28 protein-coding genes and 1 tRNA gene are annotated in these 23,851 nt (G+C 66.6%); 23 read left to right on the top strand and 6 right to left on the bottom strand.

Annotation, left to right across the window (positions count from 1 at the left end; all coding sequences use genetic code 11):
• On the top strand, nt 1-611 hold a 611-nt coding region (locus H0T81_RS04180), incomplete at its 5' end, for a ribonucleotide-diphosphate reductase subunit beta (protein WP_294010152.1).
• 3 nt (nt 612-614) lie between these two features.
• Nucleotides 615-2,732, top strand: coding sequence for a hypothetical protein (locus H0T81_RS04175; protein ID WP_294010150.1), 2,118 nt, complete (start codon nt 615-617; stop codon nt 2,730-2,732).
• A gap of 469 nt (nt 2,733-3,201) precedes the next feature.
• Here the strand turns inward: H0T81_RS04175 and H0T81_RS04170 are convergent, their stop codons facing one another.
• The 3 genes from H0T81_RS04170 to H0T81_RS04160 are packed head-to-tail and all read right to left on the bottom strand — an operon-like array spanning nt 3,202 to nt 4,468.
• On the bottom strand, nt 3,202-3,471 hold the full coding sequence (locus tag H0T81_RS04170) for a hypothetical protein (RefSeq protein WP_294010149.1): 270 nt from the start codon (nt 3,469-3,471) through the stop codon (nt 3,202-3,204).
• A 36-nt stretch (nt 3,472-3,507) separates the two neighbouring features.
• On the bottom strand, nt 3,508-3,867 hold the full coding sequence (locus H0T81_RS04165; RefSeq protein ID WP_294010147.1) for a hypothetical protein: 360 nt from the start codon (nt 3,865-3,867) through the stop codon (nt 3,508-3,510).
• 55 nt (nt 3,868-3,922) lie between these two features.
• Entirely contained in the window at nt 3,923-4,468 is a 546-nt protein-coding gene (locus H0T81_RS04160; protein WP_294010144.1) for a hypothetical protein, read from the bottom strand.
• 80 nt (nt 4,469-4,548) lie between these two features.
• Between H0T81_RS04160 and H0T81_RS04155 the strand changes: the two genes are divergently transcribed.
• Both H0T81_RS04155 and H0T81_RS04150 read left to right on the top strand, forming a co-directional pair.
• Nucleotides 4,549-4,992 carry a nuclear transport factor 2 family protein gene (locus H0T81_RS04155; RefSeq protein ID WP_294010142.1) on the top strand — a complete coding sequence of 148 codons (444 nt, stop codon included), beginning with the start codon at nt 4,549-4,551 and terminating at the stop codon, nt 4,990-4,992.
• Nucleotides 4,993-5,066: 74 nt separating this feature from the next.
• Nucleotides 5,067-5,462 carry a hypothetical protein gene (locus H0T81_RS04150; RefSeq protein WP_294010140.1) on the top strand — a complete coding sequence of 132 codons (396 nt, stop codon included), beginning with the start codon at nt 5,067-5,069 and terminating at the stop codon, nt 5,460-5,462.
• Nucleotides 5,463-5,474: 12 nt separating this feature from the next.
• Here the strand turns inward: H0T81_RS04150 and H0T81_RS04145 are convergent, their stop codons facing one another.
• A complete protein-coding gene (locus tag H0T81_RS04145; protein WP_294010137.1) occupies nt 5,475-5,792 on the bottom strand; it encodes a hypothetical protein in 318 nt (105 codons plus the stop codon).
• Nucleotides 5,793-6,020: 228 nt separating this feature from the next.
• On the opposite strand from H0T81_RS04145, the gene H0T81_RS04140 reads away from it, so the two are divergent.
• Nucleotides 6,021-6,398, top strand: coding sequence for a copper resistance CopC family protein (locus tag H0T81_RS04140; protein WP_294010134.1), 378 nt, complete (start codon nt 6,021-6,023; stop codon nt 6,396-6,398).
• Between the two features lie 22 nt (nt 6,399-6,420).
• On the opposite strand, the gene H0T81_RS04135 is transcribed toward H0T81_RS04140, so the two are convergent.
• Complete coding sequence (locus H0T81_RS04135; RefSeq protein ID WP_294010132.1) at nt 6,421-7,731, bottom strand: M20/M25/M40 family metallo-hydrolase; 1,311 nt, start codon at nt 7,729-7,731, stop codon at nt 6,421-6,423.
• A gap of 166 nt (nt 7,732-7,897) precedes the next feature.
• On the opposite strand from H0T81_RS04135, the gene H0T81_RS04130 reads away from it, so the two are divergent.
• The 8 genes from H0T81_RS04130 (at nt 7,898) to hslU (ending at nt 14,510) form a co-directional block, all read left to right on the top strand.
• Entirely contained in the window at nt 7,898-8,461 is a 564-nt protein-coding gene (locus H0T81_RS04130) for an N-acetylmuramidase (RefSeq protein ID WP_294010129.1), read from the top strand.
• Nucleotides 8,458-8,775: a hypothetical protein gene (locus H0T81_RS04125; RefSeq protein WP_294010126.1), complete on the top strand. Its 318-nt coding sequence runs from the start codon at nt 8,458-8,460 to the stop codon at nt 8,773-8,775. Before H0T81_RS04130 ends, H0T81_RS04125 begins: the two co-directional genes overlap by 4 nt.
• Nucleotides 8,772-9,320: a hypothetical protein gene (locus tag H0T81_RS04120; protein WP_294010123.1), complete on the top strand. Its 549-nt coding sequence runs from the start codon at nt 8,772-8,774 to the stop codon at nt 9,318-9,320. The genes H0T81_RS04125 and H0T81_RS04120 overlap by 4 nt, the downstream gene beginning before the upstream one ends.
• A 44-nt stretch (nt 9,321-9,364) precedes the next feature.
• The gene (locus tag H0T81_RS04115; protein WP_294010120.1) at nt 9,365-10,282 is read left to right on the top strand and encodes an alpha/beta hydrolase; all 918 of its coding nucleotides are present in this window, start codon (nt 9,365-9,367) and stop codon (nt 10,280-10,282) included.
• A gap of 36 nt (nt 10,283-10,318) precedes the next feature.
• Nucleotides 10,319-10,900 carry an ATP-dependent protease subunit HslV gene (hslV, locus tag H0T81_RS04110; protein ID WP_294010158.1) on the top strand — a complete coding sequence of 194 codons (582 nt, stop codon included), beginning with the start codon at nt 10,319-10,321 and terminating at the stop codon, nt 10,898-10,900.
• A 118-nt stretch (nt 10,901-11,018) separates the two neighbouring features.
• Nucleotides 11,019-11,948, top strand: a complete 930-nt coding sequence (locus H0T81_RS04105; protein ID WP_294010118.1) for a hypothetical protein — start codon at nt 11,019-11,021, stop codon at nt 11,946-11,948.
• An 86-nt stretch (nt 11,949-12,034) separates the two neighbouring features.
• Nucleotides 12,035-13,129 (top strand): FAD-dependent oxidoreductase, encoded by a 1,095-nt coding sequence (locus H0T81_RS04100; protein ID WP_294010116.1) that lies wholly within the window; start codon nt 12,035-12,037, stop codon nt 13,127-13,129.
• A gap of 34 nt (nt 13,130-13,163) precedes the next feature.
• Nucleotides 13,164-14,510 carry an ATP-dependent protease ATPase subunit HslU gene (gene hslU, locus H0T81_RS04095; RefSeq protein WP_294010114.1) on the top strand — a complete coding sequence of 449 codons (1,347 nt, stop codon included), beginning with the start codon at nt 13,164-13,166 and terminating at the stop codon, nt 14,508-14,510.
• On the opposite strand, the gene H0T81_RS04090 is transcribed toward hslU, so the two are convergent.
• Nucleotides 14,498-15,202, bottom strand: a complete 705-nt coding sequence (locus H0T81_RS04090; RefSeq protein ID WP_294010112.1) for a TIGR02117 family protein — start codon at nt 15,200-15,202, stop codon at nt 14,498-14,500. The two genes, hslU and H0T81_RS04090, sit on opposite strands and share 13 nt — an antisense overlap.
• Nucleotides 15,203-15,301: 99 nt before the next feature.
• On the opposite strand from H0T81_RS04090, the gene H0T81_RS04085 reads away from it, so the two are divergent.
• From H0T81_RS04085 to H0T81_RS04040, 10 genes are all read left to right on the top strand, one after another.
• Nucleotides 15,302-15,378: transfer RNA gene (locus H0T81_RS04085), tRNA-Pro, on the top strand.
• A gap of 30 nt (nt 15,379-15,408) precedes the next feature.
• Complete coding sequence (gene yajC, locus H0T81_RS04080; protein ID WP_294010111.1) at nt 15,409-15,735, top strand: preprotein translocase subunit YajC; 327 nt, start codon at nt 15,409-15,411, stop codon at nt 15,733-15,735.
• An 11-nt stretch (nt 15,736-15,746) separates the two neighbouring features.
• Nucleotides 15,747-17,342, top strand: a complete 1,596-nt coding sequence (gene secD / locus H0T81_RS04075) for a protein translocase subunit SecD (protein WP_294010108.1) — start codon at nt 15,747-15,749, stop codon at nt 17,340-17,342.
• Nucleotides 17,343-17,351: 9 nt separating this feature from the next.
• Complete coding sequence (secF, locus tag H0T81_RS04070; protein ID WP_294010107.1) at nt 17,352-18,302, top strand: protein translocase subunit SecF; 951 nt, start codon at nt 17,352-17,354, stop codon at nt 18,300-18,302.
• 85 nt (nt 18,303-18,387) lie between these two features.
• Nucleotides 18,388-18,582, top strand: coding sequence for a hypothetical protein (locus H0T81_RS04065; protein WP_294010105.1), 195 nt, complete (start codon nt 18,388-18,390; stop codon nt 18,580-18,582).
• A gap of 59 nt (nt 18,583-18,641) precedes the next feature.
• Nucleotides 18,642-19,982, top strand: coding sequence for a L,D-transpeptidase family protein (locus H0T81_RS04060; protein WP_294010103.1), 1,341 nt, complete (start codon nt 18,642-18,644; stop codon nt 19,980-19,982).
• Nucleotides 19,983-20,156: 174 nt separating this feature from the next.
• Nucleotides 20,157-20,951 (top strand): outer membrane protein assembly factor BamD, encoded by a 795-nt coding sequence (locus H0T81_RS04055; RefSeq protein WP_294010102.1) that lies wholly within the window; start codon nt 20,157-20,159, stop codon nt 20,949-20,951.
• Nucleotides 20,952-20,976: 25 nt separating this feature from the next.
• Complete coding sequence (gene recN / locus H0T81_RS04050) at nt 20,977-22,629, top strand: DNA repair protein RecN (RefSeq protein ID WP_294010101.1); 1,653 nt, start codon at nt 20,977-20,979, stop codon at nt 22,627-22,629.
• Nucleotides 22,626-23,144 (top strand): DUF1697 domain-containing protein, encoded by a 519-nt coding sequence (locus H0T81_RS04045; RefSeq protein ID WP_294010099.1) that lies wholly within the window; start codon nt 22,626-22,628, stop codon nt 23,142-23,144. The genes recN and H0T81_RS04045 overlap by 4 nt, the downstream gene beginning before the upstream one ends.
• Nucleotides 23,141-23,851, top strand: coding sequence for a dienelactone hydrolase family protein (locus H0T81_RS04040; protein WP_294010098.1), 711 nt, complete (start codon nt 23,141-23,143; stop codon nt 23,849-23,851). Before H0T81_RS04045 ends, H0T81_RS04040 begins: the two co-directional genes overlap by 4 nt.

The following is a 23,851-nucleotide window of genomic DNA, read 5'->3' as shown; positions in this document are numbered from 1 at the left end:
TGTTCGGCGGCTTCACCGAGGGGCTGCAATTGTTCGCCAGCTTCGCGATGCTGATGAACTTCCCGCGCTTCAACAAGATGAAGGGCATGGGCCAGATCGTCAGCTGGTCGGTGCGCGACGAATCGCTCCACTGCGAGGGCATCATCAAGCTGTTCCACACCTTCGTGAAGGAACGCGACTGCCTGACCAGGTCGGTCAAGGACGAGATCATGGACGTCTGCCAGAAGACTGTCCGGCTCGAGGACGCGTTCATCGACCTGGCGTTCGAGCAGGGGCCGGTGCCCGGAATGACTCCCAAGGAGATCAAGAAGTACATCCGCTACATCGCCGACTGGCGCCTCGGCCAACTGGGCTTTGCGCCGATCTACATGGTCGACGAGCACCCGCTCCCCTGGCTCGCCCCGCTGTTGAACGGGGTCGAGCACGCCAACTTCTTCGAAACGAGGGCGACGGAGTATTCAAAGGCGGCGACGCGGGGGAGCTGGAATGATGTCTGGGACAATTTCGACCGGAGGCAGAAGGCGAAAGCGGACGCGGCGAATGACGCGCCGGCGGATGCGGCTGGCGAGGGTGAGGACATGTTTGCCAGGGCTGGGGTTGCGGCGGAGTAGCCTGTGACGACGTTACGTCCTCGTACCTTCAAAGCTTACGCTGTCATCGAAGCTCTTAGAAGCGGTTCTGAGGACATCCGAGGGGCGGTGATCCCATTCTTTCATCCGCTCCTCGCATTTATGAACGGTCGAACTCTCAATCCAGCCGAACTCGCAGAAACCGCAAATGACGCCTACGCGTGGAACCTATCCAGCGATGTCGTAGAAGGCCTAATCCCTCACTTCATTGACCAAGGCTGGGTCGAGCCTCTCGAATCAAATGACCAGAACGCCGTTTATCAGGTGACTTGCTACCTGCCAGATGGCGCCTTCCACTCAGGCCTTACCGAGGACCTGAAGAGACTCGAAAACGAGTTCTGCGAATACACGGAGAAGCAGTCGCCATTATTCTTCGGGCAGCGCACCAGGGAAGATCTCCTCAGTTTGCTGCTTCGCTGGGTAGTGTCCTTAGATGTCTATGATGTTGAGCAGCTTCGACGCACCGTGGATGCAGGCGAGGCTGCGGACGCGGTTGAAAAGGAAGGCGCGAACAACCGCTTCAATACCGATGAACAGTTTGTCTGCGCCAGCTTCACGAAGCATCTCCACTCATTGGGTTCCCCTTTGATTGAAATCCTCGCCCATGTTGTCCAGGTCGGATTGCTTGCTGAAGCCGCGGAAGACTTTGCGCGCCCGACGACAGCAGTTAAACGCACGACTTTGGCGCTCTACCTCGATGCGCCAGTGGCTATGGACCTGCTCAATATCTCGGGCAAAGAGGCCTACCAGAACATCCGCTTAATTACTGATCGGGTGAAATCTCTCGGCGGGTCACTTCGCATTTTTGATGACTCAGTTGCAGAGATACAGCGCAACCTTCGAGCGCTGTTTCGCCGCCCCACTCCGCAACGAACGGGGCCGACAGCGACCGCCATAAGGAAGCGCGAAACTCTCGAAAATTACGTTCAAGAGGTACAAGCCCGACCGGTGGTGGCCTTGGAGCGCGCAGGTGTTCAAGTTGTAAGTCGCTCTCTCGATCAATTTCCTAATGATCACAAGTACTTCGATCGAGATTGCTATCGGGATTTGTACTCTCAAATTCAATGGCACATCGAAGACATACCCCGAGCGCACGATGCCTTGGTTGTGACCAACATCATGCGAATGCGCCAAGGCAAGCAAACGACGGACCTGTTCGAGAGTGGCCATCTGCTGGTCACCCGAAATGCTATCCTAACCGGAGCCGCTCGACGCGTTGCAATCGATCAGGCCAAGATAAATCGCTATTCGATCGGGCCAGTAGTCCATCAAAGACAATTGGCCACCGCCATTTGGCTGCGAGCAGGATTGAAAGATTCGGAGCGAAAATCGATCCCACTACATCTGCTCCTGGCATCTTGCGAACGAGTTTTGCAGCTCCGACCCGACGTGGTCCAGAAAGCGCGACACATTGCGCAGCGCCGTGGCCCTGACACGGCGGAACAATTGGACTTGCTGCTGACGGTTGATCGAAGCACGCAGGTCCTGATGCAAAAGACGTTGAATACGGCATCGGTAGTGGACGAGGCCATGTTTGACGACGTGCTGAAAAGCATGAGGGAAAGCCTCATCGCAGAGAAGGCTGCCGAATTTCAATCGAACCTCGATGCGGTGAGAAGGGAAGCCGAGGCTGAGCGGGCTAGGCTCGCGAGGGAGGCGGCGCTACAGGCATCAGTACTCGAAAGCCAGGTCTCACAGGCTCAGGAGAGCGTTTCCCAGAAGGAAGAAGAGTTATCCTCGCTTACGAATGAGGATGATATTGCGATTGACGCGCTGCTCACCTTCACAAACGGCGAGATAGTGAAGAGAAGGCGCCGATCAGGTCACTTCGTATTGGCCGGTGCCATAATGATAGATTTGGTTCTGTTGGCACTGACAATTGCCTATCCGTCCCCCGCGCCAGCGTTGTTATTTCTGCTCGCGCTTCTTACGACCGCGGCCCATCTGACTGGGAAGATTCAAGACTACACCGGCTACGGAGTGGTCACGCGTGAAACCGCCGAAGCGATGTTGTGGGTCGAGGCCAATCGACGAGCTGTTGAACCTAAGCTTCAGCGCGTGACACTTGATTTTGTGGATCAACAATTCGTCAGAACGATGTAATCGGGAAACTCTACCGCTTCGGTATCCAGCGATAGTCTTCATTCACTCCAAGCTCGCCTACGCGCCGAGCGCGCCGCAAAAAGAACTGTCCTACAGCATCCCATTTGGTTCATGCTGCGCATCGCAGAAGAACCAGAAGGAATCAACGAGCATGGGCAAGCCATCGAAACAGCAGATCGCCGAGGCGATCATCCATGTGCATAGTCGGCCACCTCGGCCGATGCTCCTCGCGCGGTCGCGGAGTGAACTTAGTGAACTTCCGGCGCAGCGGCTGCCGGGGGCAGTCGTGAGCACGGAAGCGGCGCAGCGGCTGCCGGAGGCCGTGCCGGCTGAGGCTCTTTCTCGTCGTGGATCACGATCGCCCCGAAAGCTTCGACCGGCCGCTAAAGTCACAAACATGGGCGTGTTCTACGGGACAATAGCGAACTTAAGCGATTGCCAATGGCGCACTGACGCCCCGCCGCGCCAATTACTCCGCGATCGTCATCTCGACCTTGTACTCCCGCGGCGACCAGCTCGAGTAGCTGCCGAACGCGAGGATGACGACGAAGATCGCCAGCGCGAAGGCGAGCACTCCGACGATCACCACCCACTGGTCACGCTCTTCGAAATCGACGACCACCTTCTCCTTCACCGGCGGCGGCGGATCGCGGCGGATTCGCGACACGCGCGGCCCCGCCGACGCCAGGTTCGACGCCAGATTGACGGTCGGCTTCGCGGTTTGCAGCGGACTTGCCATGGTGCCTCGACCTAAAGCGAAGGAATTATGATCCGGTTAGCGCCGGCCGGCGACCCGCCTCTTGGGCGCGGCGGCCTCTTCGGGGACGCTCTCTTCGGCGACCTCTTCGGCCCGGCGGCGCAGCCGTTCCTGCACTTGGGCCGTGTTGTCGAGCGTCGCTCCATTGCAGCGGACGTGGCACAGGCACAAAGTGTCGAGCCCGCCGCCGGCGTCTTTCGACCTGGGGCCGACCGGCTCGAGGGTCGGCGCCTGGTCATGGCCGGGCGGCAGGTCGAAGCGCATCGGCCGCCGGCAGCGCCGGCAATTGTCGCCGTCGCGCTGGCGCAGCTCGGCCAGGCGCCGCCGCTTCTTGTCGCGCTTGAGCGTCCACGGCTTGATGAATCGGGCGATGGCCATCCCAGCGACGATACGCCCCGGTTATTTCCAAAGCGTTGCCGGCTCGGGCGCCCATTCAGGGCTGTGGTTCGGTCTTCGAGTCCAGCGCCGCCTTCGCCTTCGCTGCCGCGGCCGCTTCGGCTTCCTTCGCCTCGCGCGCCCGCTTGGCCTCCTGGTACAGCTCATATTCGGTCGGCTCGGGCCTGGTGATGAACATCTTGCCGACATTCTCGCCGCGGATCGCCTTGGTGGCCATCGTGCCCAGGACCATCGCCGCTCCGAGCAGGTCGATCCCGGCGCCGCCCATTCCGGCGCAGCCCATCGGCCCGACGCTGGCGCAGCTGTTGTCGACCATTCGGTCGGGCCGCTTGAGCTTGCCGCGGCGCTTGGCGCGGTCCGCCTCGAGCACGTCGGGGTCGATCCGGTACCCTTGCGGCCGCGGCGCGCAGACGAAGATTTCGCCCGGCTCGATGGCTGCCGGTGCGGGCCCGCAGCCGTTGGCCGCCTTTGCAGCCGGCTGGGAATTGTTCGCGGCTTGCCCGGGTTCGGGCCCCGCGTCCGTGGGTTCCGCAGCGGCGACCCCGACGAGCAGTGCGATCGCGAGGGAAAGACCGGCCGGCATCCGCCCATCCTGTCGGCAGAGAGGTCGCGGCGCAATGAATGTCTTGCCCCGCGCACTTGCCTCCCCACCCGACTGCTGTAGTGCCGCCGTTCGCCATGGCCGACCTGCTGCCCGTCATCGAAACCTACGAGCACCGCTGGATGCGCGCTTGGGTCGGGCGCGACTCCAGGGCGCTGAAGTCGTTGACGGCGCGCAACTTCGTCATGCTGATCGGTTCGAAACCGCCGGTCCTGCTCGATGCGCCGAGCTGGCTGGAGGCGGCGACCACCCGCTATTTGTGCAAGTCCTACCGCTTCGGCGACCTCTACGCGCGCAGCATCGGCTCGATCGCTTTGTTCGCCGCCGCGGCGGAGATCGAGGCGACGATGGACGGCCACGACTGGTCCGGCCGGATCTGGGTGACCGACCTGTGGCGCAAGGGGCGCGTGCGGCGCGGCTGGCGAATGGTCGAGCGGATCATCTCGCGAACCGACGACAATCCGCAGGTCCCGGCCGCGATCCGCTCGCTGCAGCTGTGGAGGTAGCGGGCGGCATGCAACGCCGCGACTTCTCCGGCGTTTGCTAGATGTCCGGAGGGGAACAGGAAGGAGTGAGCGACATGCGCACGATGTTGCTTGGCCTGGCGGCGCCGCTGGCCGCCCTTGCCCTCCCGGCCGCACCGGCCTTGGCGATCGACCCGGCCGGCCCGCAATTCACGCTCGGCGCGCCCGCCGGAGTCACCGTCCATCGCGGCGGGCCCGGCCGTTTCGACGGCGATTTGCGGCGCGGCGACCGCCGCGGCCATCATCGCCACCGCCACGATTGGCGCCGGCACCGCGACCTCGACGGCTTCGTCTTCCTCGACGACCGCGAATGGCAGGGCGACACGGCGTGGCGGCCCGACAGCTACAACGACTGGTGGCACGAGCGGCCCGAGCGAAGCCTCCCGCGCTGGGTGCGGAACAACCAGGACTGCCAGCGGCAATGGTGGTCGGGCGGCGGCTGGCGCTGCTAGACGCGAGCTGATCTAGCCGTCGATCCAGCCTGGCGGTGCGGTGCCGACTTCCGCTGGTTGCGGCAGGCGCTCGGGGTAGCGCTTGCCCGGAATGGCGACGATGATGATCAGGAAGGCGAGCACGGCCATCGCCATGAACAGCAGGACGAACGGCAGCATTCCCAGCGACATCAGGCGCGGGGCCGACAGCTCGGTGCGCGGCTTGAGGCGGCGCCGGCGACGCTCGCCCGCGCGGCGCCATAGCCGGGCAAGGTCGAGATAATCCTCGATCCGAGTCCAGCCCCGCGGCGAGTCCACGGCTGGCGGTGTCACCTCGTCAGGCTTTGCCATCGCCTGCAAAATGGGCCTGTCGCGGCCCCGATGCAACTCGGGAGGCCGGTAAATCGGCTTACCGAAGCACCCCCTTCTTCTGCATCGCCCGCGAATAGAGCAACAGCGCGGCCGGTCGCAGATGCTGTGCGCGCTGACAGTCTGGCTGGAGCACGGGATCAATCTGCGCGACGGTCTCTATCAGTAGCCGCGCGGAACCACCCCGGCGCGAGCCGGTTGCACTCAGCGATGGCGATCTTGCGTGCAAAAGCCCGGTTCGCGCTCGCTGCGATGGCGTTGCTCGGCGCGTGCGCTGAAGCGCCGCCCGCGGACCCGGCCGCCACGGCGCAGTCGATCCTGCAAAGCTCGACTCCGGCCCACGGCTCAACCGTCGTGGGCCCGGTCGACTCCCTCGAGTTGCGCTTCTCTCCGCCCGCGAGACTGCTCGAGCTGACCGTCACCGGCAGCGACGGACTGACCATGCCGATGATGGTCACCGCGGTCGGCGAGGTCGCGCGTTATTCGATCCCGCTGTCCGGCCTCCAAGCCGGCGCCTACACGGTCAATTGGCGCGCGGCCGTGGCGGGCACCTCGCACAGCGACAGCTTCCGGTTCACCGTCCGCTGAAGCCGCGGACTTGGGGCGATGATCATCGCCTTTCCCGCGCCAGTCGCGACATCAGGATCGCCGCGCGCTTGGCCTGGCGGAAGATCGACGGGATATTGACCGTCTCGCCCGGCGCATGATCGCCGCGGCTTGCCGGTCCCAGACCGGCCAGGCCGTCGACGTCCTTGGCGACAAAGCTGATGTCGGCGGCGCCGCGCTTGACCGGATCGAGCTCGCCCATCTCGGGAAGCCCGATGTCGCGATTGACCCGGTTGAGCCGCGCCAGCAGCGCGCGATTGGCGTCCGTCGGCGCCATCGGCGGATAGCCGTCGGCAAGGAACTCGATCGTCGCCGTCGCCCCGGGTAGCGGCCGTGCGACGATCGCCCGCATCCGTTCCTGAGCGCGAGCGATCTGCTCGGGGCTGATCGCGCGCAGGTCCCCGCGCGCCACCGCCGCGCTGGCAATGATGTTGGTCTTCCCGGTCGCCGCGATGCGAATCCGGTCGGCGGCGAGTTGGGCGCTGTCGCCGCCTCCGACGAGCCCGACATTGAAGGTCAAATTCGGTTCCGGAAGCTCACGCCGGAAGCTGTCGATGATCCGCGCGACCTCATAGATCGCTCCAGCACCGGCATTGGCCGTGAAGATGCCGCTCGAATGGCCGCCGCGCGCCTTGACGGTAATCGTCCACTCGTCGCTGCTGCGCCGGGCGATCGACCCCATGTCGCGGCCCTGATCCTGGACCAGCCCCTCGAAATCGAGCGCGACGTCGGCCCATTTGCCGGCCGTCACCAGATCGCGGCGGGCGATTTCGACCGGCCCGGCATCCTCCTCGTCGCCGGTCAGGAACACGGTGATGTCCGCGTTCTTGAGCGTTCCTGCCGCTTTCATTGCGCGCAGGGCGGCGACGATCACCGCCATTCCGCCCTTGTCATCCCCGGCGCCCGGGCCTTCGCCCTCGTCGCCGCGGCGGACCCAGCGCTGGAACGGCGAGTCCGGCTCGAACACCGTGTCGAGATGCCCGATCAGCAGCATCCGCTTGCCGCGGCCGTTGCCCTTGTGCCGGGCGACGAGATGGCCCGCGCGGTTGGCAGCCTTGAGGTCGATCCACTCGACCTTGAAGCCGAGCGGTTCCAGTTCGGCGCGAAGCATGTCGCCGACCGCCTTGACGCCGGCGAAGTTCATCGTCCCGCTGTTCTGGTCGACCCATCGCCCAAGCATCGCGACGGTGCGCTCCTGCTCGGCGTCGACGGTTTGGATCATCGCCAGCTCAGGCCGACTCAGCTCGGCCGCGGCTGGGAAGGCGAAGGATAAGGCGAAGGCAGCGGCGAGCGCCGGAAGCAGGCCGAGTTTCATGGCGGCAATCGTAGCCCGGTTGGCCGACGGCGTCATCCCGGCGCCGCCATCCACCACCGGAATTCCAATCCATTTGAGCGCGCTTGGCGAATTCGCTGTCCTACAACCCACCTATCTGGTTACAAAGCCGCGACTCGGAAGAATATGAGCGGCGGGAGGATAATTAGTGGGCGAAGCGGTTGATGACGCTGACCGGCTGATCGACGAACTGATTGAGCGCGAGGGCGGCTTCGTCAACCATCCCGCCGACCGCGGTGGCCCGACCCGTTTCGGAATCACCGAGGCGGTGGCGCGCGCTCACGGCTATTCCGGAGCGATGGCAATGCTTCCCCGCGACGAGGCGGCGGCGATCTACCGCCGATTGTACTGGCTTCGCCCGCGCTTCGACGAAATCGCCAAGCGCGCACCCAAGGTCGCCACGGAGCTGTTCGACACGGGCGCCAACATGGGTCCGGCGGTCGCCATCACCTTTCTGCAGCGGGCGCTGACCGCGCTCAACCGCAATGGCAAGGACTACCCCGACCTCGTGCCCGACGGCCGGGCGGGCCCGCGGACCCTGGCGGCGCTCGACGGCTTTCTCCGGGCACGCGGCCGCCGCAGCGGCGAGACGGTGCTGCTGCGAGCGCTCGAGGCGCTGCAAGGCGAGCGCTACATCCGCCTCGCCGAGCGGCGCCCCGCCAACGAAGCCTTCCTTTACGGCTGGCTCGCCAATCGGATCGATTCACGATGAGCCGGCTTCCGCCTCCGGCTACCTTCGCCGAAGGCCAGCGGCTGGTCTACGGCCTGCTGGCCGCCGCCGGCGGCATGTTCTGCGGCGTTGGGGCCGTCGCCCTGGTCGCGCTGCTGATGTGGGGCGGCTGGTCGGCTCGGGTCGAGCACAGCATCGTCGCCATTTTCGGCTGGTCGCTGGGTGGGTTCATCGTCGCCATGATCGCGGTGATCGTCGGCCTGCTCGCCGGCGGCCCGGTCGGCCGCTTCAAGGTCGCTGCGGGCCGCGACGGCGCCTCGCTCGAAGCCGATTGTCCGCCGGAGTCCAAGCGATGATCCCGCGCTTCCTCAATTTGCAGGGCATGATCGGCATCGCCGCCGCCATGCTCGTGCTGACGCTGTTCGTGGTCAAGGCGAGCGAGGCGCGACACTGGCGCAAGCAATCCGGCCGCTACGAGCAACTCTATCTCGCCGAGCAAGGCTCGCGAGCCCAGACCATCGCCAACTACCGAGCCGCCGCCGAAGCCGCGCGCAAGGAAGATCTGGCGCACGCCGGCCGAGTCGCCGCGAAGCAGCGCACCATCTCTGAAAGGACCACCCATGACCTTGAAGCACGCCTGGCCGATGCTCGCGCTCGCGCTGTCCGCCTGCAGCTCGAGCAAAGATCGGCCGCAGCCGCTGGCGGCGGTCGCCGAGCAGCGGCTGTGCCCGCCGCCGGCGCAGCCCCCGGCGCGGCTGGTCGTGCCGCCCAGGAAGACGGATTTTCTTTCTCCGACCGCCTTTTAGCGACCGAGCAAGCCATCCAGCTCGACGAGCTGATCAAATGGGTGAACGCGCAGGCGGGCCTCGCGACGACGGCGGAGCCCGAACAGCCGAATTAGCCGCGACAGTTGCGGTGCGCGTGCCGGGCACCCAGATGCATTGCATGACCGAGCACGTCCCGATCGCCAAGCCGCGCCGCCGCCTTCGAAACCGCTCGGCATTGGCGGCGTCCATGCTGGCCCTGACCGGCTGCACGCCGGCGGGATTCCTGACCGGCCTCGACCGAGTGAGCTCCAGCGCCGATGCCCGGAAGGTCGGCAATGGACTCGCCTACGGCAGCGACGCTCGCCAGCGGCTCGATGTCTGGGCTCCGCGAGCGCGCTCCGCCAGTCCCCAGACGGCCGATCCTTTGCCAGTCGTGGTCTTCTTCTACGGCGGCGGCTGGAACGAGGGATCGCGCGGCGATTACGGCTTTGCCGGCGCCGCTTACGCGGGGCAGGGTTTCATCGCCGTCGTGCCCGATTACCGGCTGGTGCCGGCGGTGCGCTTCCCGGCGTTCGTCGAGGACGGGGCGCTCGCCGTGAAATGGGCGCGCGACAATGCCAAACGTTTCGGCGGCGACCCCCGCCGGATCACGCTCGCCGGCCATTCGGCGGGCGCTTACAATGCGGCGATGCTGGTGTTCGACCGCCGCTTCCTCGATCGGGTCGGAGTCGATCCCAAGATCGTCCGGGCGGCGGCATTGCTGTCCGGCCCGTACGATTTCTACCCGTTCACCGAAGCGCGCGGCCGCAACGCCTTCGGTTCCTGGAAGCAGCCGCTCGAAACCCAGCCGGTCCGCTTCGCCCGCGCCGACGCGCCGCCGATGTTCCTCGCCCACGGCGCGGCCGACCGGATCGTGCTTCCGCACAACAGCCACTCGCTGGCGCGGCGCCTCAACCAACTCGGAGCGCCGGTAACGCTGCGCATCTATCCCAACGCGAACCACGTCGACCTCGCCGCCTCGCTGTCGCGGCCGTTCCGCGGCCGAACGCCGGTGCTGGCCGAAAGCAGCGCTTTCCTGCTGCGGCACTCGCGCTGAGGCGCCGCGCTTGCAAGCCCGGCCCTCGCATCCCAAATCGCTGACCGAAGGAGCGGGCATTTGGACAGCTGGCACGGGACAACCATCCTCGGGGTGAAGAAAGGCGGGCGGACGGTCATCGCCGGTGACGGCCAGGTCAGCCTCGGCAACACCATCATCAAGCCGAACGCGAAGAAGGTCCGGCGGCTGGGTGAGTACGACAAGGTGATCGGCGGCTTTGCCGGAGCGACCGCCGACGCCTTCACCTTGTTCGAGCGGCTGGAGCGCAAGCTCGAGCAGTATCAAGGCCAGCTGATGCGCGCCGCGGTCGAGCTCGCCAAGGACTGGCGTACCGACAAATATCTTCGCAACCTCGAGGCGATGATGATCGTCGCCGATGCCGGCTCGATGCTGATCCTGACCGGCACCGGCGATGTGCTGGAGCCCGAGGCCGAGGACGGCAATGCCATCGCCGCGATCGGCTCGGGCGGGAATTATGCGCTCGCCGCCGCCCGAGCGCTCGCCGAGTATGAGCCCGACCCGGAAAAGCTCGCTCGCCGGGCGATGGCGATCGCCGCCGAAGTCTGCGTGTTCACCAACGACCGCCTGACCGTCGAGACGGTCGGGCCCGGCGAGTGACGATTCCGGCGCCCTGAATGCCGTTGCCGCGAGCCTCCATTCTCGATTAGTCTGCGCGAACTGCTCGGGGTCTTGCTAAGCGCCGCTCCCCGCCCGGGGCGCGGCTGGAAACGGGGGCATGATGACCAGCTTCATCAAACTCTGCATCGCCGCGATTCTCCTCGCGGTGGCATCGCCGGCTTTCGCCCAGGCGACTCGAACCTGGGTTTCGGGCGTCGGCGACGACGTCAATCCATGCAGCCGCACCGCGCCCTGCAAGACTTTCGCGGCAGCAATTTCGAAGACCGCCAATAACGGCGAGATCAATGTGCTCGATTCGGGCGGCTTCGGCGCCGTCACGATCACCAAGTCGATCACCATCGACGGCGCCGGCCCGCATGCGTCGATCCTGGTGGCCGGTCAGAACGGAGTCACCATCAACGGAGCGGGGATCACGGTCAATCTGCGCAACCTGTCGATCAACGGCGTCAACGCCACGTTCGGCAACGGCATTCGCATTCTTCAGGCGGCGGCGGTGAACATCGACAACGTCAACATCATGAACTTCGCCGGCACTGGGACGAACGGCCGCGCGATCACGATCGAGACCTCGACCACGGCCGTCAGGGTCAACGTTTCCAACTCCTCGATCTACAACATGGAGAACCACGCGATCCATTCGGCACCGCCCGCCGGCAACGTGATTCTCGTTGTCGACAATGTTCGCATCGCGAGGGGAGCGCTGGCGGCCATCAACCTGCAGCAGTTGACCGCGGCCTCGATTCACCGGTCCGCGCTCACCAATAACCGCAACGCGGCAGGCGTCCGGCTCGAGCAGTCGACCGCCACGGCGACGATCAGCGACAGCTTGCTGGCCAACAATGCCGCTGGCGTGACCCTTGCCACTCCGGGCCAGACGCCGGCGGTCTTCCTTTACGGCAACACGATTACCGGGAACACGGTTGCAGCGCTGCAAAACGGCAGCGGCACCGTCACCTCGCTGGGCAACAACATCATCCGGGGCAATGCCGGCAATCAAGCTCCGACGGCGACGATCGCAACGCAATAGCCGCCGCTCGGCCCGCTCTTCGTTTCGACGGCGGCCACGCTCGAGACGGTTGAAGCCTGACGGCGGGCGCGGCTAAGCGCTTGCCGATGCTTGTCAACCTGGACAGACGCGCGCTCCTGGCCGGTGGCGCCGCAACGCTGCTTTCGGGCTGTGCGACGAGCGGGCGCCGGCTGAAAGGCGAATGCACGCCGCTGACGCCGGTCAAACTGGATGCGGCGCAAATCACCCGCGCCTATGGCTGCCTGCGGCCGTACCGCGCCGCCGGCTTCGTGGTGCGCCGCGATCGGTTCAGCGACAAGGCGCTGGTCCACAATTACGGCCACGGCGGGGCTGGCATCACGTTGAGCTGGGGGACCTCGCGCCTCGCGACGAGCCTGGGCCTCGCCGGGCACAGCGGACCCGTGGCGGTGATCGGCGCGGGCGTGATGGGCCTGACCACCGCGCGTTTGGTGCAGGAGGCGGGATTTCCGGTCACCATCTACACCGCCGAAGTACCCATGAACACGACGTCGAACCTTGCCGGCGGCCAGTGGGGCCCGACCGGCCATTACCGCGAAAGCGCCGTCACGGCCGAATGGCGCAGTCAGTACAAGGCGGCGCTGGCGGCGAGCTGGGAACGCTTTCGAGCGATGGACGAGCAGCGCTACGGAATCCGCTGGCTGCCGACATACACCGAGGCCGATCGGCTCGCGGCGCCTGGGCTCGCGCCCTATTTCCCCGGCTCTCGATTGCTTGCCCAGAGCGACCACCCTTTTTCAGTCCGCGACCTTGCAGTCTATCGAACCATGTACGTCGAAGTCGGACGCTATCTGGCCGAGCTCGCCGCCGATTTCCTGCGCGCTGGCGGCAGCATTCGCATGCGCCGTTTCACCACTCCGGCCGAACTGTCCGAGCTTGCCGAGCCGCTGCTGTTCAACTGCACCGGGCTTGGCGCGCGCGAGCTGTTCGGCGATCAGGAATTGGGCCCTGTTCGCGGCCAGATCGTGATGCTCGCACCCCAGCCCGAGGTGCAATATGCGTACACTCTGCCGAGCGGCTACATGTTCCCGCGCGGCGACGGCATCGTTCTCGGCGGCACTTTCGAGCGAAACATGTGGTCGACGGTGCCCGACCCCCAAACGGTGTCAGGAATCGTCGAAGCGCACCGTCGGCTGATGGCCGGCTTGCGCTGCACCGCTTGAACTGGCCCGCCGCGCCTCCATGTTGCCTGGCGAAATGAACTACGAAGCCTCAGTCGCTGGCGCGGCGACCCAAATCCCGCCAAAGGATGCGCTGACTCCCAAGGCGATCGTCGCGGCGCTCGACGAGCATATCGTCGGCCAGGACGACGCCAAGAAAGCGGTTGCGGTCGCGTTGCGCAATCGCTGGCGGCGCCAGCAGCTGTCGCCCGAGCTGCGCGAGGAAGTGACTCCCAAGAACATCCTGATGATCGGCCCGACCGGCTGCGGCAAAACCGAGATCAGCCGGCGTTTGGCCAAGCTTGCCGACGCTCCCTTCGTCAAGGTCGAGGCGACCAAGTTCACCGAGGTCGGCTATGTCGGCCGCGACGTCGAGCAGATCGCCCGCGACCTCGTCGAGGAAGCGGTTCGGCTCGAGCGCGAGCGGCGCCGCAACGCGGTCAAGGCGGCGGCCGAGGAAGCGGCCATGGACCGGCTCCTGGACGCCTTGACTGGCAAGGGATCGAGCGAGGCGACCCGCGCCAGCTTCCGCCAGCGCCTCGCCGACGGCAGCCTCAACGCCGCCGAGGTCGAGATCGAGGTCCAGGAAGCGCCGAGCATGCCGTTCGACATCCCCGGCATGGGCGGCCAGGCCGGGATGATCAACATCAGCGAGATGATGGGCAAGGCGCTCGGCAAGGCTCCGGGCAAGCGCCGCAAGCTGAAAGTGCCGGACGCGTTCGCCCGGCTGACCGAGGAGGAGGCCGACCGAAGACTCGATCCCGACGACGTCCATCGCGCGGCGCTCGCCGACGCCGAGTCCAATGGCATCGTCTTCCTCGACGAAATCGACAAGATCGCGGTCAGCGACGTTCGCGGCGGCTCGGTGTCGCGCGAGGGCGTTCAGCGCGACCTGCTGCCGCTGATCGAGGGGACAACGGTCGCCACGAAATACGGGCCGATCAAAACCGACCACATGCTGTTCATCGCCTCGGGGGCGTTCCACATGGCCAAGCCCGCCGACCTGCTTCCGGAGCTGCAGGGGCGGCTTCCGATCCGGGTCGAGCTGAAGGCGCTGACGCAGCAGGATTTCGTCCGCATCCTGTCGGCGACGCGCGCCAGCCTGACCGAGCAATATCAGGCGCTGCTGGCGACCGAGGGCGTGACCGTCAACTTTGCCGATGATGGCATCGAAGCGCTCGCCCGAATCGCCGCCGAGGTCAACGAAGCGGTCGAGAACATCGGCGCTCGGCGCCTCCAGACGGTGATGGAGAAGCTGCTCGAGGACATCAGCTTCGAGGCGGAGGACCGGGGCGGCGAGACCCTGATGATCGACTCCGCGTTCGTCGACAAGCAACTGTCGGGGATCGCCAAGAACGCCGACCTCAGCCGCTACGTGCTGTGATCCGCCTTCCGGTACCGCCACAGCAGCCCCTGGACGAACGGCGGCCACAGGCTGGTCTCGACCCCGGCGAGGCGCAGGCGGTTGGCCGCCCAGCTGTTGCAGGTGCGGAACGCGCTCGCCTTGCCGGTCGCCCAGTAAAAAGCGTCGCAGCAGCCGTATCCGGGCGCGTGGATGTGCCGGGGGCGCCCTTGCGCATCGAGCTCGAAGTCGGCGCGGATCGCCGCCCACAGCCGGCGGTATTCGTGCGGGCGAAGGCGGATTTCGCGCGCGGCGTAGCGCGGATCGCGGACCCACTCGACGTGCATCACGCGCTTGCCGCCGGAGAGCGCCGACCAGACGGTCCTGGGCTTGATGTCGCGCCAGCGCGGAGTTTCCAGATAGACGCGCTCTTCGCCCGACCCGAACGCCACCCATTGCGCCTGTGGATCGGGCGCGGCGAAATGGCGCTTGGGCACCAGCGGTTCCCAGTCCAGCGTGCCAAGCCTGGCCGGCATGATGATGTCGGCGTGGATTCCGTTGTCGGCGAGATAGATGGTGATGCCCCGGTCGGTTTCCTCCCAGCCGCGGTTGACCGGGATCAGCGAGCCCAGCAGCGCCGCGAGCAGATACAGTGCGGGGACCGCCGCGATCCCCAGCACAATCCGCCGCGCCCAGCGCCCGAAACCCTTCGATTTTCGCCTTCGACGAGCCACTCGGCCTCCCGCTTGCACCTTGCCTTGACGGGCGCTCCTGACTAGATGCGCCGTCGCCGCAAGACGATGTCCTCGGGGCATCCTATCGCAGCAACTGGTCGGGGCGTAGCGCAGCCTGGTAGCGCATCACACTGGGGGTGTGGGGGTCGCTGGTTCGAATCCAGTCGCCCCGACCATCCGGTCCAATGGAAAGATCGTTCTCGCCTATGACCACGCCACTCCTGATGACCGCGGCATCGCCGAACGATTCCTCGGCAATTCTTTTCGGAATTCTGCCCTGGCTGCTGATCTTCGTCATTTTCTATTTGCTGATGATTCGCCCGCAGCAGAAGCGGCTGAAGCAGCATCAGGCGACGATCGGGGCGGTCAAGAAGGGCGATGAGGTGATCACCGGCGGCGGCATCCGCGGCCGCGTCACCAAGGTGATGGACGACGACGTCGAGGTCGAGATCGGGCAGGGAACGCGGGTCCGAATCGTCAAGGCGACGCTCAGCCACGTCGTCACCAAACCCGGCAAGCCGGCCAACGACTAGGCCTCGCTGGAATGCTCGACTTTCCCCGCTGGAAGATCTGGGCGGTCTCGCTGACCGTCGCGATCGGAATATTGTTCGCGATCCCGAGCCTGATCGCCGGCACCCCGCTCAGCGACAAATGGCCAGGCTGGCTGCCGAGCGCCCAGATCAGCCTCGGCCTCGACCTGTCGGGCGGGAGCCAATTGCTGCTCGAGGCGGACGCGGAGGATGCCGCCAAGCAGCGGCTGGCGGCGATGGAGGATACGGTCTCGACCGAGCTCCGCCGAGCCAAGCCGCGGATCGAGATCGGCGATATCTCGACGACCGGTGGCCGGCTGTCGTTCATGGTCCGCGACCCGGCCCGGGTCGACGCCGCGGTCGAGCGGCTGCGCGCTCTGACCCAGCCGGTCGCCCTCACCGGAGCGCGCGACTGGGACGTCAGCGTCGTCGATTCGACTCGGATCGTGCTGACTCCGACACGGTCCGGATCGGCCAAGGCGCTGCGCGACGCGATGACCGTCGCGCGCGACGTCGTCCGCCGCCGGATCGACCCGCAGGGCACCAAGGAAGTCACGGTCATCAACCAGGGCGAGCGGCGGATCCTCGTCCAGGTCCCTGGGGTCGAGGACCCCGAGGCGCTGAAGCAGCTGATCGGCCAGACCGCGCGGCTCGAGTTCAAGCTGGTCGACCTGACCGCCGACCAAGCCCAGGTCGCGGCCGGCCGAGCCCCGGCCGGCAGCCAGGTGCTGCCGCTCGCCGACGGCACCGGCGCGATGGCGGTGAAGCGCCGGGTGATGGTCTCGGGCGACCAGCTGGTCGACGCCAAGCAGACCTTCGACCAGGACGGTCAGCCGGTCGTCTCGATCACTTTCAACAGCTCCGGCGCTCGCCGTTTCGGGCGGGTCACCCAAGAGAATGTCAACAAGCCGTTCGCGATCATCCTCGACGAGAAAATCCTGTCGGCGCCCAACATCAACGAGCCGATCCTCGGCGGCCAGGCGCAGATCAGCGGCAGCTTCACGGTCGAGAGCGCCAACGCGCTCGCCGTGTCGCTCGCCTCGGGCAAGCTGCCGGTCAAGCTGAACGTGATCGAGGAGCGGACCGTCGGGCCCGAGCTCGGCAAGGACTCCATCCGCAAGGGCACCATCGCCAGCATCGTCGCGACGGTGGCGGTGATCGGCTTCATGCTCATCACCTACGGGCGCTTCGGGGTCTATGCGACCGCGGCGCTGCTGGTGAACGCGCTGATGATCCTGGGCATCATGGCGATCTTCGGAGCCGCGCTGACGCTGCCCGGCATCGCCGGCTTCGTTCTCACCATCGGCGCGGCGGTCGACGCCAACGTGCTGATCAACGAGCGCATCCGCGAGGAGCAGCGGCGCGGCCGCAAGATCCTCGATTCGATCGAGACCGGCTACAAGGAGGCCTCGACCGCGATCTTCGACGCCAACATCACCAACGTCATCGCGGCGGCGCTGATGTGGTACTTCGGCTCCGGCCCGATCCGCGGCTTCGCGGTCGTCCTGATGATCGGAATCGTCACTTCGGTGTTCACCGCCGTCAACTTCACGCGAATGCTGGTTGCGCTGTGGGTCAGGCGCAAGCGGCCCCGCGCGCTGTACATCTGAGGTGATGCAATGCGGCTCCTGAAGCTCGTTCCCGACAACACCAATCTCGACTTCATGGGGTGGCGCAATGTCGCCCTGGTGATCTCGGTGCTGGTCACCGTCGCCAGCCTGGTGCTGGTCGGAGCCCGCGGCCTCAACCTCGGGGTCGATTTCGTCGGCGGGCAGATGATCCGAACGACTTTCGCGCAGCCGATCGACGTCGATCAGCTGCGGAGCCGGGTCGGATCCCTCAACCTCGGCGATGCCAGCATCCAGGAAGCCGGCGGCCCGACCACCTACCAGATCCGGCTGCCCAAGCCGGAGGGCGGCGAAGCGGCCGCCAACCGGGCGGCCTCGCAGGTTCGCGCCATGGTCGAGCGAAGTTATCCCGGCGCCCGCGTCGATGCGGTCGAGACGGTGTCCGGCAAGGTCAGCGAGGAGCTGGCCCTCGACGGCGCGCTGGCGATCACCCTGGCGATGCTGGGGATCGCGATCTACATCTGGTTCCGGTTCGAATGGCAGTTCGGGGTCGGGGCCCTGGTCACCCTGTTCCACGACGTCAGCCTGATCTTCGGCTTTTTCGCGCTGACCCAGCTGCAGGTCGATCTCAACATCGTCGCCGCCTTTCTCGCCATCGTCGGCTATTCGCTCAACGACACGGTGGTGATCTACGACCGGATCCGGGAGAATCTGCGCAAATACCGCAAGATGGGGATCGCCCCGCTCCTGAACCTGTCGCTCAACGAGACCCTTTCGCGCACCATCGTCACCTCGCTGTCGATCATGCTCGCTTTGGCGATGCTTCTGATCTTCGGCCCCGACGTGATCTTCGGGCTGACCCTGGCGATCCTGCTCGGCACCTTCATCGGCACCTATTCGTCGATCTACATCTCGGCGCCGATGCTGATCTGGCTGGGCCTCGCGCCCGACAGCTTCCTTCAGGTCGACGCGAAGAACCAGCCCGAGCCGCAGGAAGCCTGAGCGTCTCGGCCCCGGTTTGTCGGCGACAGGGCCATGGACCCGAAGATTCGATGCCCGAGCGGCCCTCCCGCGCTAGACGCTCCTCATGTGGCCAGCCTTCGCCGCCTTCCTGTTCGGCTTCCTCGCCGGTTTCGTGATGCTCCGGCTGGGCCGGAACAAGCCGCTGGCCGCCTGGGAGCGCCGGGTGCTGCGGCCGCTCGGCTGGACACTGATGGCGGCTTCCCTGACCCTGGCCGTCGTACTTTTCGGGTGGGCAGTTTCCGGATTCATCTCACGGTAAGCTGTTATCGACCAGGGTTCCGGCAGTTTTAGGAGATGCCAGTGCCGTTTCGTCCCAACTTGCTGTCAACGCACGCCGGCCTGGCTGCCGTCGCTCTAGCGGCTGCGGTCGTTGCGGCGCCGGCTTCGGCGCAGTGGACGCCATGGGCGCAGCCGGCGCCGTTGCAGCCGGCGCCCTGGCAGCCCGCGCTGACCCCGCCGCCGGTGCCGGCATCCGGCGCCGTGATCCGGTTCTACGAGAACCGCGGCAACACCCCGATCTGGTTCCGGGCGGGGCCGCGCAGCGACGCCGCGACCCAGTTCCTGTCGATCCTTCACCGCTCCACGGTCGACGGCTTCGCCGAGGGGCCGCGACTTGCCGCCGGCCTCCAGCAGGCGATCCGCAATGCGCAATTTGGCGGCCCGCCGGCGATGCTCCACGCCGATCGCCTGCTGTCGACCGCGTGGGTGCGCTACGTCCAGGCGGTCCGCTCCCCGTCGCGCGGAGTGCTCTACGGGACCGACGAAATCGCCCGTCCGACCGCGGTCGACGCAATCCTCAGGGAAACCGCGTCCGCCCCTCATCTCGTCAGCCATGTGCGCTCCGTCTCCGACGTCAATCCGGTCTATGCCCAGCTTCGCGACGCGGCCTGGAACCTGGCGCAGATGACCGGCGGCGTTCTCGACCGCCGGGTGATGGCCAACCTCGAGCGGGCCCGCGCCTTCCCGTCGAGCGGCCGGTACGTCGTCGTCGACGTCGCCTCGCAGCAGCTTTTCATGTTCGAGGACGGGCAGGTGCGCGATTCGATGAAAGTGATCGTCGGCAAGCGCGAGCAGAAGACGCCGATGATCGCCAGCATGATCCACTTTGCGACCTTCAATCCCTACTGGAACGTGCCGGACGATCTGGTCCGGAGCCTGATCGCTCCCAACGTTCTGAACCAGGGCACGTCCTACTTGCAGGCGCGCGGCTATGAGGTCGTCCTCAACTGGGCTGACAATGCGCCGCGCCTGGCGCCGGAGAAGATCGACTGGAAGGCCGTGGCGGCGGGCCGCGAGCGAATCCGGGTGCGCCAGAAGCCCGGTCCGGCCAATTCCATGGGCGATTTCAAATTCTCCTTCGCCAACCCGGTCGGCATCTACCTCCACGACACGCCGCAGAAGGAGCTGTTCAACGCCAGCAAGCGGACCTTGAGCAACGGCTGCGTCCGGCTCGAGGACGCGCCGCGTTTCGCCCGCTGGCTGCTCGGCCGCTCCCCGGTGGCGCCCTCGTCGGCGCCCGAGCAGCACGTCCAGCTCGCTCAGGGCGTCCCGGTGTTCCTCACCTATCTGACGGTCCGGTCGGATGGCGCTCGGCTGACCTTCACCGACGACGTCTACGACCTCGATGGAGCCGCGGATTACGAGCTCGCGGCGCGCTAGGACGCCGCGCCTGATTTGCGATCGGCGTTCCGGGGGCTGACCGCAGGCCTACTCCCCTGGGAGCGGTGGCTAGGGGGCTTCCTGCGAGATTTCGCCAAGAGACATTCGGGGTTCATCGCCGGCTTGCCATCTCGCCGCTTGGCCTTCGCCGGGGGCCACGCTAATGAGGTTGCCATGTCCACATTCCATCGTAGCGCTGCGGCGCTGATCGCCTGCGCGCTCGTCCTTCCCATCGCCGGCTGCGCCCGCAACAAGTCCGCCGCCGACACCGCCTATATCGCCCGCGACGTCAACACGCTCTATGCGCTCGCCAAGCAGCGCATGGACCAGGGCCAGTACGAGGAGTCGGCCAAGCTCTTCGACGAGGTCGAGCGCCAGCACCCCTATTCGGTGTGGGCGCGGCGAGCCCAGCTGATGAGCGCCTTCAGCTACTATCTGGCGCGCAAATATCCCGAGGCGATCAGCTCGGCCCGGCGCTTCCTCACCATCCATCCCGGCAACAGGGAAGCGCCCTACGCCCACTATCTGGTGGCGATGAGCCATTATCAGCAGATGGAGGACGTAACCCGCGACCAGCGCATCACCCAGCAGGCGGCCGACGCCTTCGGTGAGCTCGTTCGCCGCTATCCCGAGAGCCGCTACGCCGCCGACGCTCGGGTCAAGCTCGACCTGATCAACGACCATCTCGCCGGCAAGGAGATGGAGATCGGGCGCTTCTACCAGCGGTCCGGCAACTGGCTCGCCGCGACCAACCGGTTCCGCACCGTGATCGAGAAGTACCAGACCACCAGCCACACGCCCGAAGCGCTCCACCGGCTGGTCGAATCCTACCTGGCGCTCGGGATCCCGGTCGAGGCTCGGAAAGCCGCGGTCGTCCTCGGCGCCAATTATCCGGACAGCGTCTGGTACCACCGCGCCTACCGGCTGATTTACTACAAAGAGCCGCGGGGCCAGACCCGGCGCAGCTGACAAACATGGCGGGTGGGTCGAAGCCGTGCTGAGGCAGCTCGCCATCCGGGACGTCGTTCTGGTCGACCGGCTCGAGCTCGAGTTCGAACCTGGCCTTGGAGTCCTCACCGGCGAGACCGGCGCCGGCAAGTCGATCCTGCTCGACGCATTGGGGCTGGCGCTCGGCCTGCGCGCCGACGCCGGCCTCGTTCGCCACGGCCGCGATACGGCGTCGGTCTCAGCCGAGCTGGACATGCCGAGCGGGCATTCGGTCCACGCTTTGCTCGTCGAGCTCGGTGTTGAAACCGAGGCCGGCGAGCCGCTGCTGCTTCGGCGGACGCTGAAAGCCGACGGCGGCAGCCGGGCGTTCGCCGGCGGGACTCCGGTCTCGGCCGCGGTGCTGCGCGATATCGCCGCGGTCAGCATCGAGGTCCACGGCCAGCATGACGACCGCGGCCTGCTCAACCCCAAGGGCCACCGGCAATTGCTCGATGCGTTCCGCAGGATCGACACCGGCCGGGTCGCCGCCGCCTGGGCCGAGGTCACCCGGATCGAGCGCGAGCTCGGCCAAGCGCGGGCCGACGCCGCCGAATCCGAGCGCGACCGCGACTGGCTGAGCCATGCGTCGGCGGAGATCGAGGTGCTGGCCCCCCAAGCTGGCGAAGAAACCAGGCTGGCCGAAGAGCGATCGGCGATGCAGGCCGGGGCCAAGGCGGGGGAAGCGCTGAGCGGCCTCGACGAACTGCTCGGCGGCTCGGACGGCGCCTTGGCGAAACTGCGGCTGGCGGCCCGGCGGATCGAGCGTGGCGCCGCCGACCATCCGCTGCTCGCCGAAGCGCTGGCGTCGCTCGACCGGGCGCTGATCGAGGCCTGCGAGGGCGAGGACCGGATCGCCCGCGCGGCCGATGCGCTGGCGTTCGATCCGGCGCGGCTGGAAGCGGTCGAAGCGCGGCTGTTCGAGATCCGCGCACTCGCCCGCAAGCACCGGGTCGAGGCCGACGCTCTGAATGCGCTCGGCGAGCAGATGCGCGGCCAGCTGGCGCTGATCGAGCAAGGCGGCGAGCGCATCGCCCGGCTCGATTCCGAGCTGCTCGCGGCACGCGCGGCCTATTCGCAAGCGGCCGAAGCCCTGAGCTCGGCGCGGCAGGCGGGAGCCAAGGCTCTGGACGCAGCGGTGGCGGGGGAGCTCGCCCCATTGAAGCTCGATTCCGCGCGCTTCCGAACCGCGATTGCACCAACCGAGGCCGGCCCGTCGGGCACCGATCGAGTCGAATTCGAGGTCTCGACCAACCCCGGCGCTCCGTTCGGCCCGCTGACCCGCATCGCCAGCGGCGGCGAGCTGTCGCGCTTCATTCTCGCCCTCAAGGTCGCGCTGGCCGAGGCCGGGACCGCCTCGACGATGATCTTCGACGAGATCGACCGCGGCGTCGGCGGAGCGGTGGCGAGCGCGATCGGCGAGCGCCTTGCCCGGCTCGCGCGGGATTCGCAGGTGCTGGTCGTCACTCACTCGCCGCAGGTCGCGGCGCGCGCCGCGCACCATTACCGGATCGAGAAAGCGCACGGGTCCGAGGGCGCCCGCACGCTGGTCCGCCGCCTCGACGAATCCGAGCGGCGCGAGGAGATCGCCCGGATGCTGTCGGGCGCGCTGGTCACCGACGAGGCCCGCGCCCAGGCCGCCCGGCTGCTGGAGGCGGCGTGACGGCTTACGTCGCGCTGCTCCGCGCGGTGAATGTCGGCGGGACGTCCAAGCTGCCGATGGCCGAGTTGAAAAGCATCGCCGAGGACCTCGGTTTCGCAAGCCCACGAACGTTCATCGCCAGCGGCAACCTCGTCTTCACCAGCGGCAAGAGCGAAGCGGCGGTCCGGGCTGCGCTCGAGAAACGCCTGGCCGAGCATATGGGCAAGCCCGTCGCGGTGATGGTCCGTACCGCCGCTGAGCTGGCCGCGGTCGTCAAGGCCAATCCGTTCAAGGACGCGCCCGGCCGGCGAGTGTTGGTCACCTTCCTGCCCGATGCGCCGCCCAGGGACGCGCTCGACGCGGCCAAGGGGCTCGATGGCGAGCGGCTCGCGCTCGGCAAGCGCGAGATCTACACCGATTATCGCGGCACCTTGCTCGGCCGCTCGAAGCTGCGCATCCCGGCCACCGCGACGGGAACGAGCCGCAACATGAACAGTGTCGCCAAGCTCGCCGAGATGGCTAAGGAGCTCCCATGACGCGCGAGACGCCGGTCGGGCTTCGGTTCGGCGACGAAGAACTGGAGGGCGTGCTGGTGGCGCGCCGCGACAGCGCTCGCCGACCGGGCGTGATCCTGTTCCCCACCGTGATGGGCGTGTCCGACCTCGAGCTCGGCTTCGCTCGGCAGCTCGTCCATTTGGGTTACACCGGCTTCGTCGCCGACCTGTTCGGCAAGCAATTCCGCGGCGCGCCGCGCGACGTCATGATGAAAGAATTGAAACGGCTGCGCGATGACCGCTCGAGCCTTCGCGACAGGCTTCGTGCCGTCCTCGAAACCGTCACCGAGCTCGAGGCCGTCGAAGCCGACCGGATCGTCGCCATCGGCTATTGCTTCGGCGGCCAGTGCGCGCTCGACCTCGCGCGCAGCGGCGCCGACATCGCCGGCGTCGCCAGCTTCCACGGCCTCCTCGACCCGCCGGGCCTGCCGCCGCAGCCGATCAAGGCCAAGGTGCTCGCCTTCCACGGCTGGGACGATCCGATGGCCCCGCCCGAGGCCCTCGTCGCGCTCGGCCAGGAGCTGACCGAGGCGGGGGCCGACTGGCAGATCCACGCCTTCGGCCATGTCGCCCACGGCTTCACCAACCCGGGCGCGAGGGGCGCGGTGCCGGGCGTCGTCTACAACGAGCTCGCCGCCGAGCGGTCGTGGACCTCGCTGATCAGCTTCCTCGAGGAATTGTTCGGCTGA

Origin of the sequence: Sphingomonas sp. (genome assembly GCF_013812825.1) — a bacterium.
In the GTDB taxonomy this organism is placed as follows: Bacteria; Pseudomonadota; Alphaproteobacteria; order Sphingomonadales; family Sphingomonadaceae; genus Sphingomicrobium.
Note: the sequence above shows the minus strand (reverse complement) of the source record. Positions and strands in the feature narration are given on the sequence as shown.

Bases quoted from the DNA above. Each gene is read 5' to 3' on its own strand.
- H0T81_RS04145 (WP_294010137.1), bottom strand. From the start codon at position 5,792: ATGGCAAAGCCTGACGAGGTGACACCGCCAGCCGTGGACTCGCCGCGG.
- H0T81_RS04135 (WP_294010132.1), bottom strand. From the start codon at position 7,731: ATGAAACTCGGCCTGCTTCCGGCGCTCGCCGCTGCCTTCGCCTTATCC.
- H0T81_RS04065 (WP_294010105.1), top strand. From the start codon at position 18,388: ATGTGGCCAGCCTTCGCCGCCTTCCTGTTCGGCTTCCTCGCCGGTTTC.
- H0T81_RS04170 (WP_294010149.1), bottom strand. From the start codon at position 3,471: ATGGCAAGTCCGCTGCAAACCGCGAAGCCGACCGTCAATCTGGCGTCG.
- H0T81_RS04040 (WP_294010098.1), top strand. From the start codon at position 23,141: ATGACGCGCGAGACGCCGGTCGGGCTTCGGTTCGGCGACGAAGAACTG.
- H0T81_RS04125 (WP_294010126.1), top strand. From the start codon at position 8,458: ATGAGCCGGCTTCCGCCTCCGGCTACCTTCGCCGAAGGCCAGCGGCTG.
- hslU (WP_294010114.1), top strand. From the start codon at position 13,164: ATGAACTACGAAGCCTCAGTCGCTGGCGCGGCGACCCAAATCCCGCCA.
- H0T81_RS04160 (WP_294010144.1), bottom strand. From the start codon at position 4,468: ATGCCGGCCGGTCTTTCCCTCGCGATCGCACTGCTCGTCGGGGTCGCC.
- yajC (WP_294010111.1), top strand. From the start codon at position 15,409: ATGACCACGCCACTCCTGATGACCGCGGCATCGCCGAACGATTCCTCG.
- H0T81_RS04120 (WP_294010123.1), top strand. From the start codon at position 8,772: ATGATCCCGCGCTTCCTCAATTTGCAGGGCATGATCGGCATCGCCGCC.
- H0T81_RS04165 (WP_294010147.1), bottom strand. From the start codon at position 3,867: ATGGCCATCGCCCGATTCATCAAGCCGTGGACGCTCAAGCGCGACAAG.
- H0T81_RS04140 (WP_294010134.1), top strand. From the start codon at position 6,021: ATGGCGATCTTGCGTGCAAAAGCCCGGTTCGCGCTCGCTGCGATGGCG.
- H0T81_RS04150 (WP_294010140.1), top strand. From the start codon at position 5,067: ATGCGCACGATGTTGCTTGGCCTGGCGGCGCCGCTGGCCGCCCTTGCC.
- H0T81_RS04100 (WP_294010116.1), top strand. From the start codon at position 12,035: ATGCTTGTCAACCTGGACAGACGCGCGCTCCTGGCCGGTGGCGCCGCA.
- H0T81_RS04115 (WP_294010120.1), top strand. From the start codon at position 9,365: ATGACCGAGCACGTCCCGATCGCCAAGCCGCGCCGCCGCCTTCGAAAC.
- H0T81_RS04105 (WP_294010118.1), top strand. From the start codon at position 11,019: ATGATGACCAGCTTCATCAAACTCTGCATCGCCGCGATTCTCCTCGCG.
- secF (WP_294010107.1), top strand. From the start codon at position 17,352: ATGCGGCTCCTGAAGCTCGTTCCCGACAACACCAATCTCGACTTCATG.
- H0T81_RS04055 (WP_294010102.1), top strand. From the start codon at position 20,157: ATGTCCACATTCCATCGTAGCGCTGCGGCGCTGATCGCCTGCGCGCTC.
- secD (WP_294010108.1), top strand. From the start codon at position 15,747: ATGCTCGACTTTCCCCGCTGGAAGATCTGGGCGGTCTCGCTGACCGTC.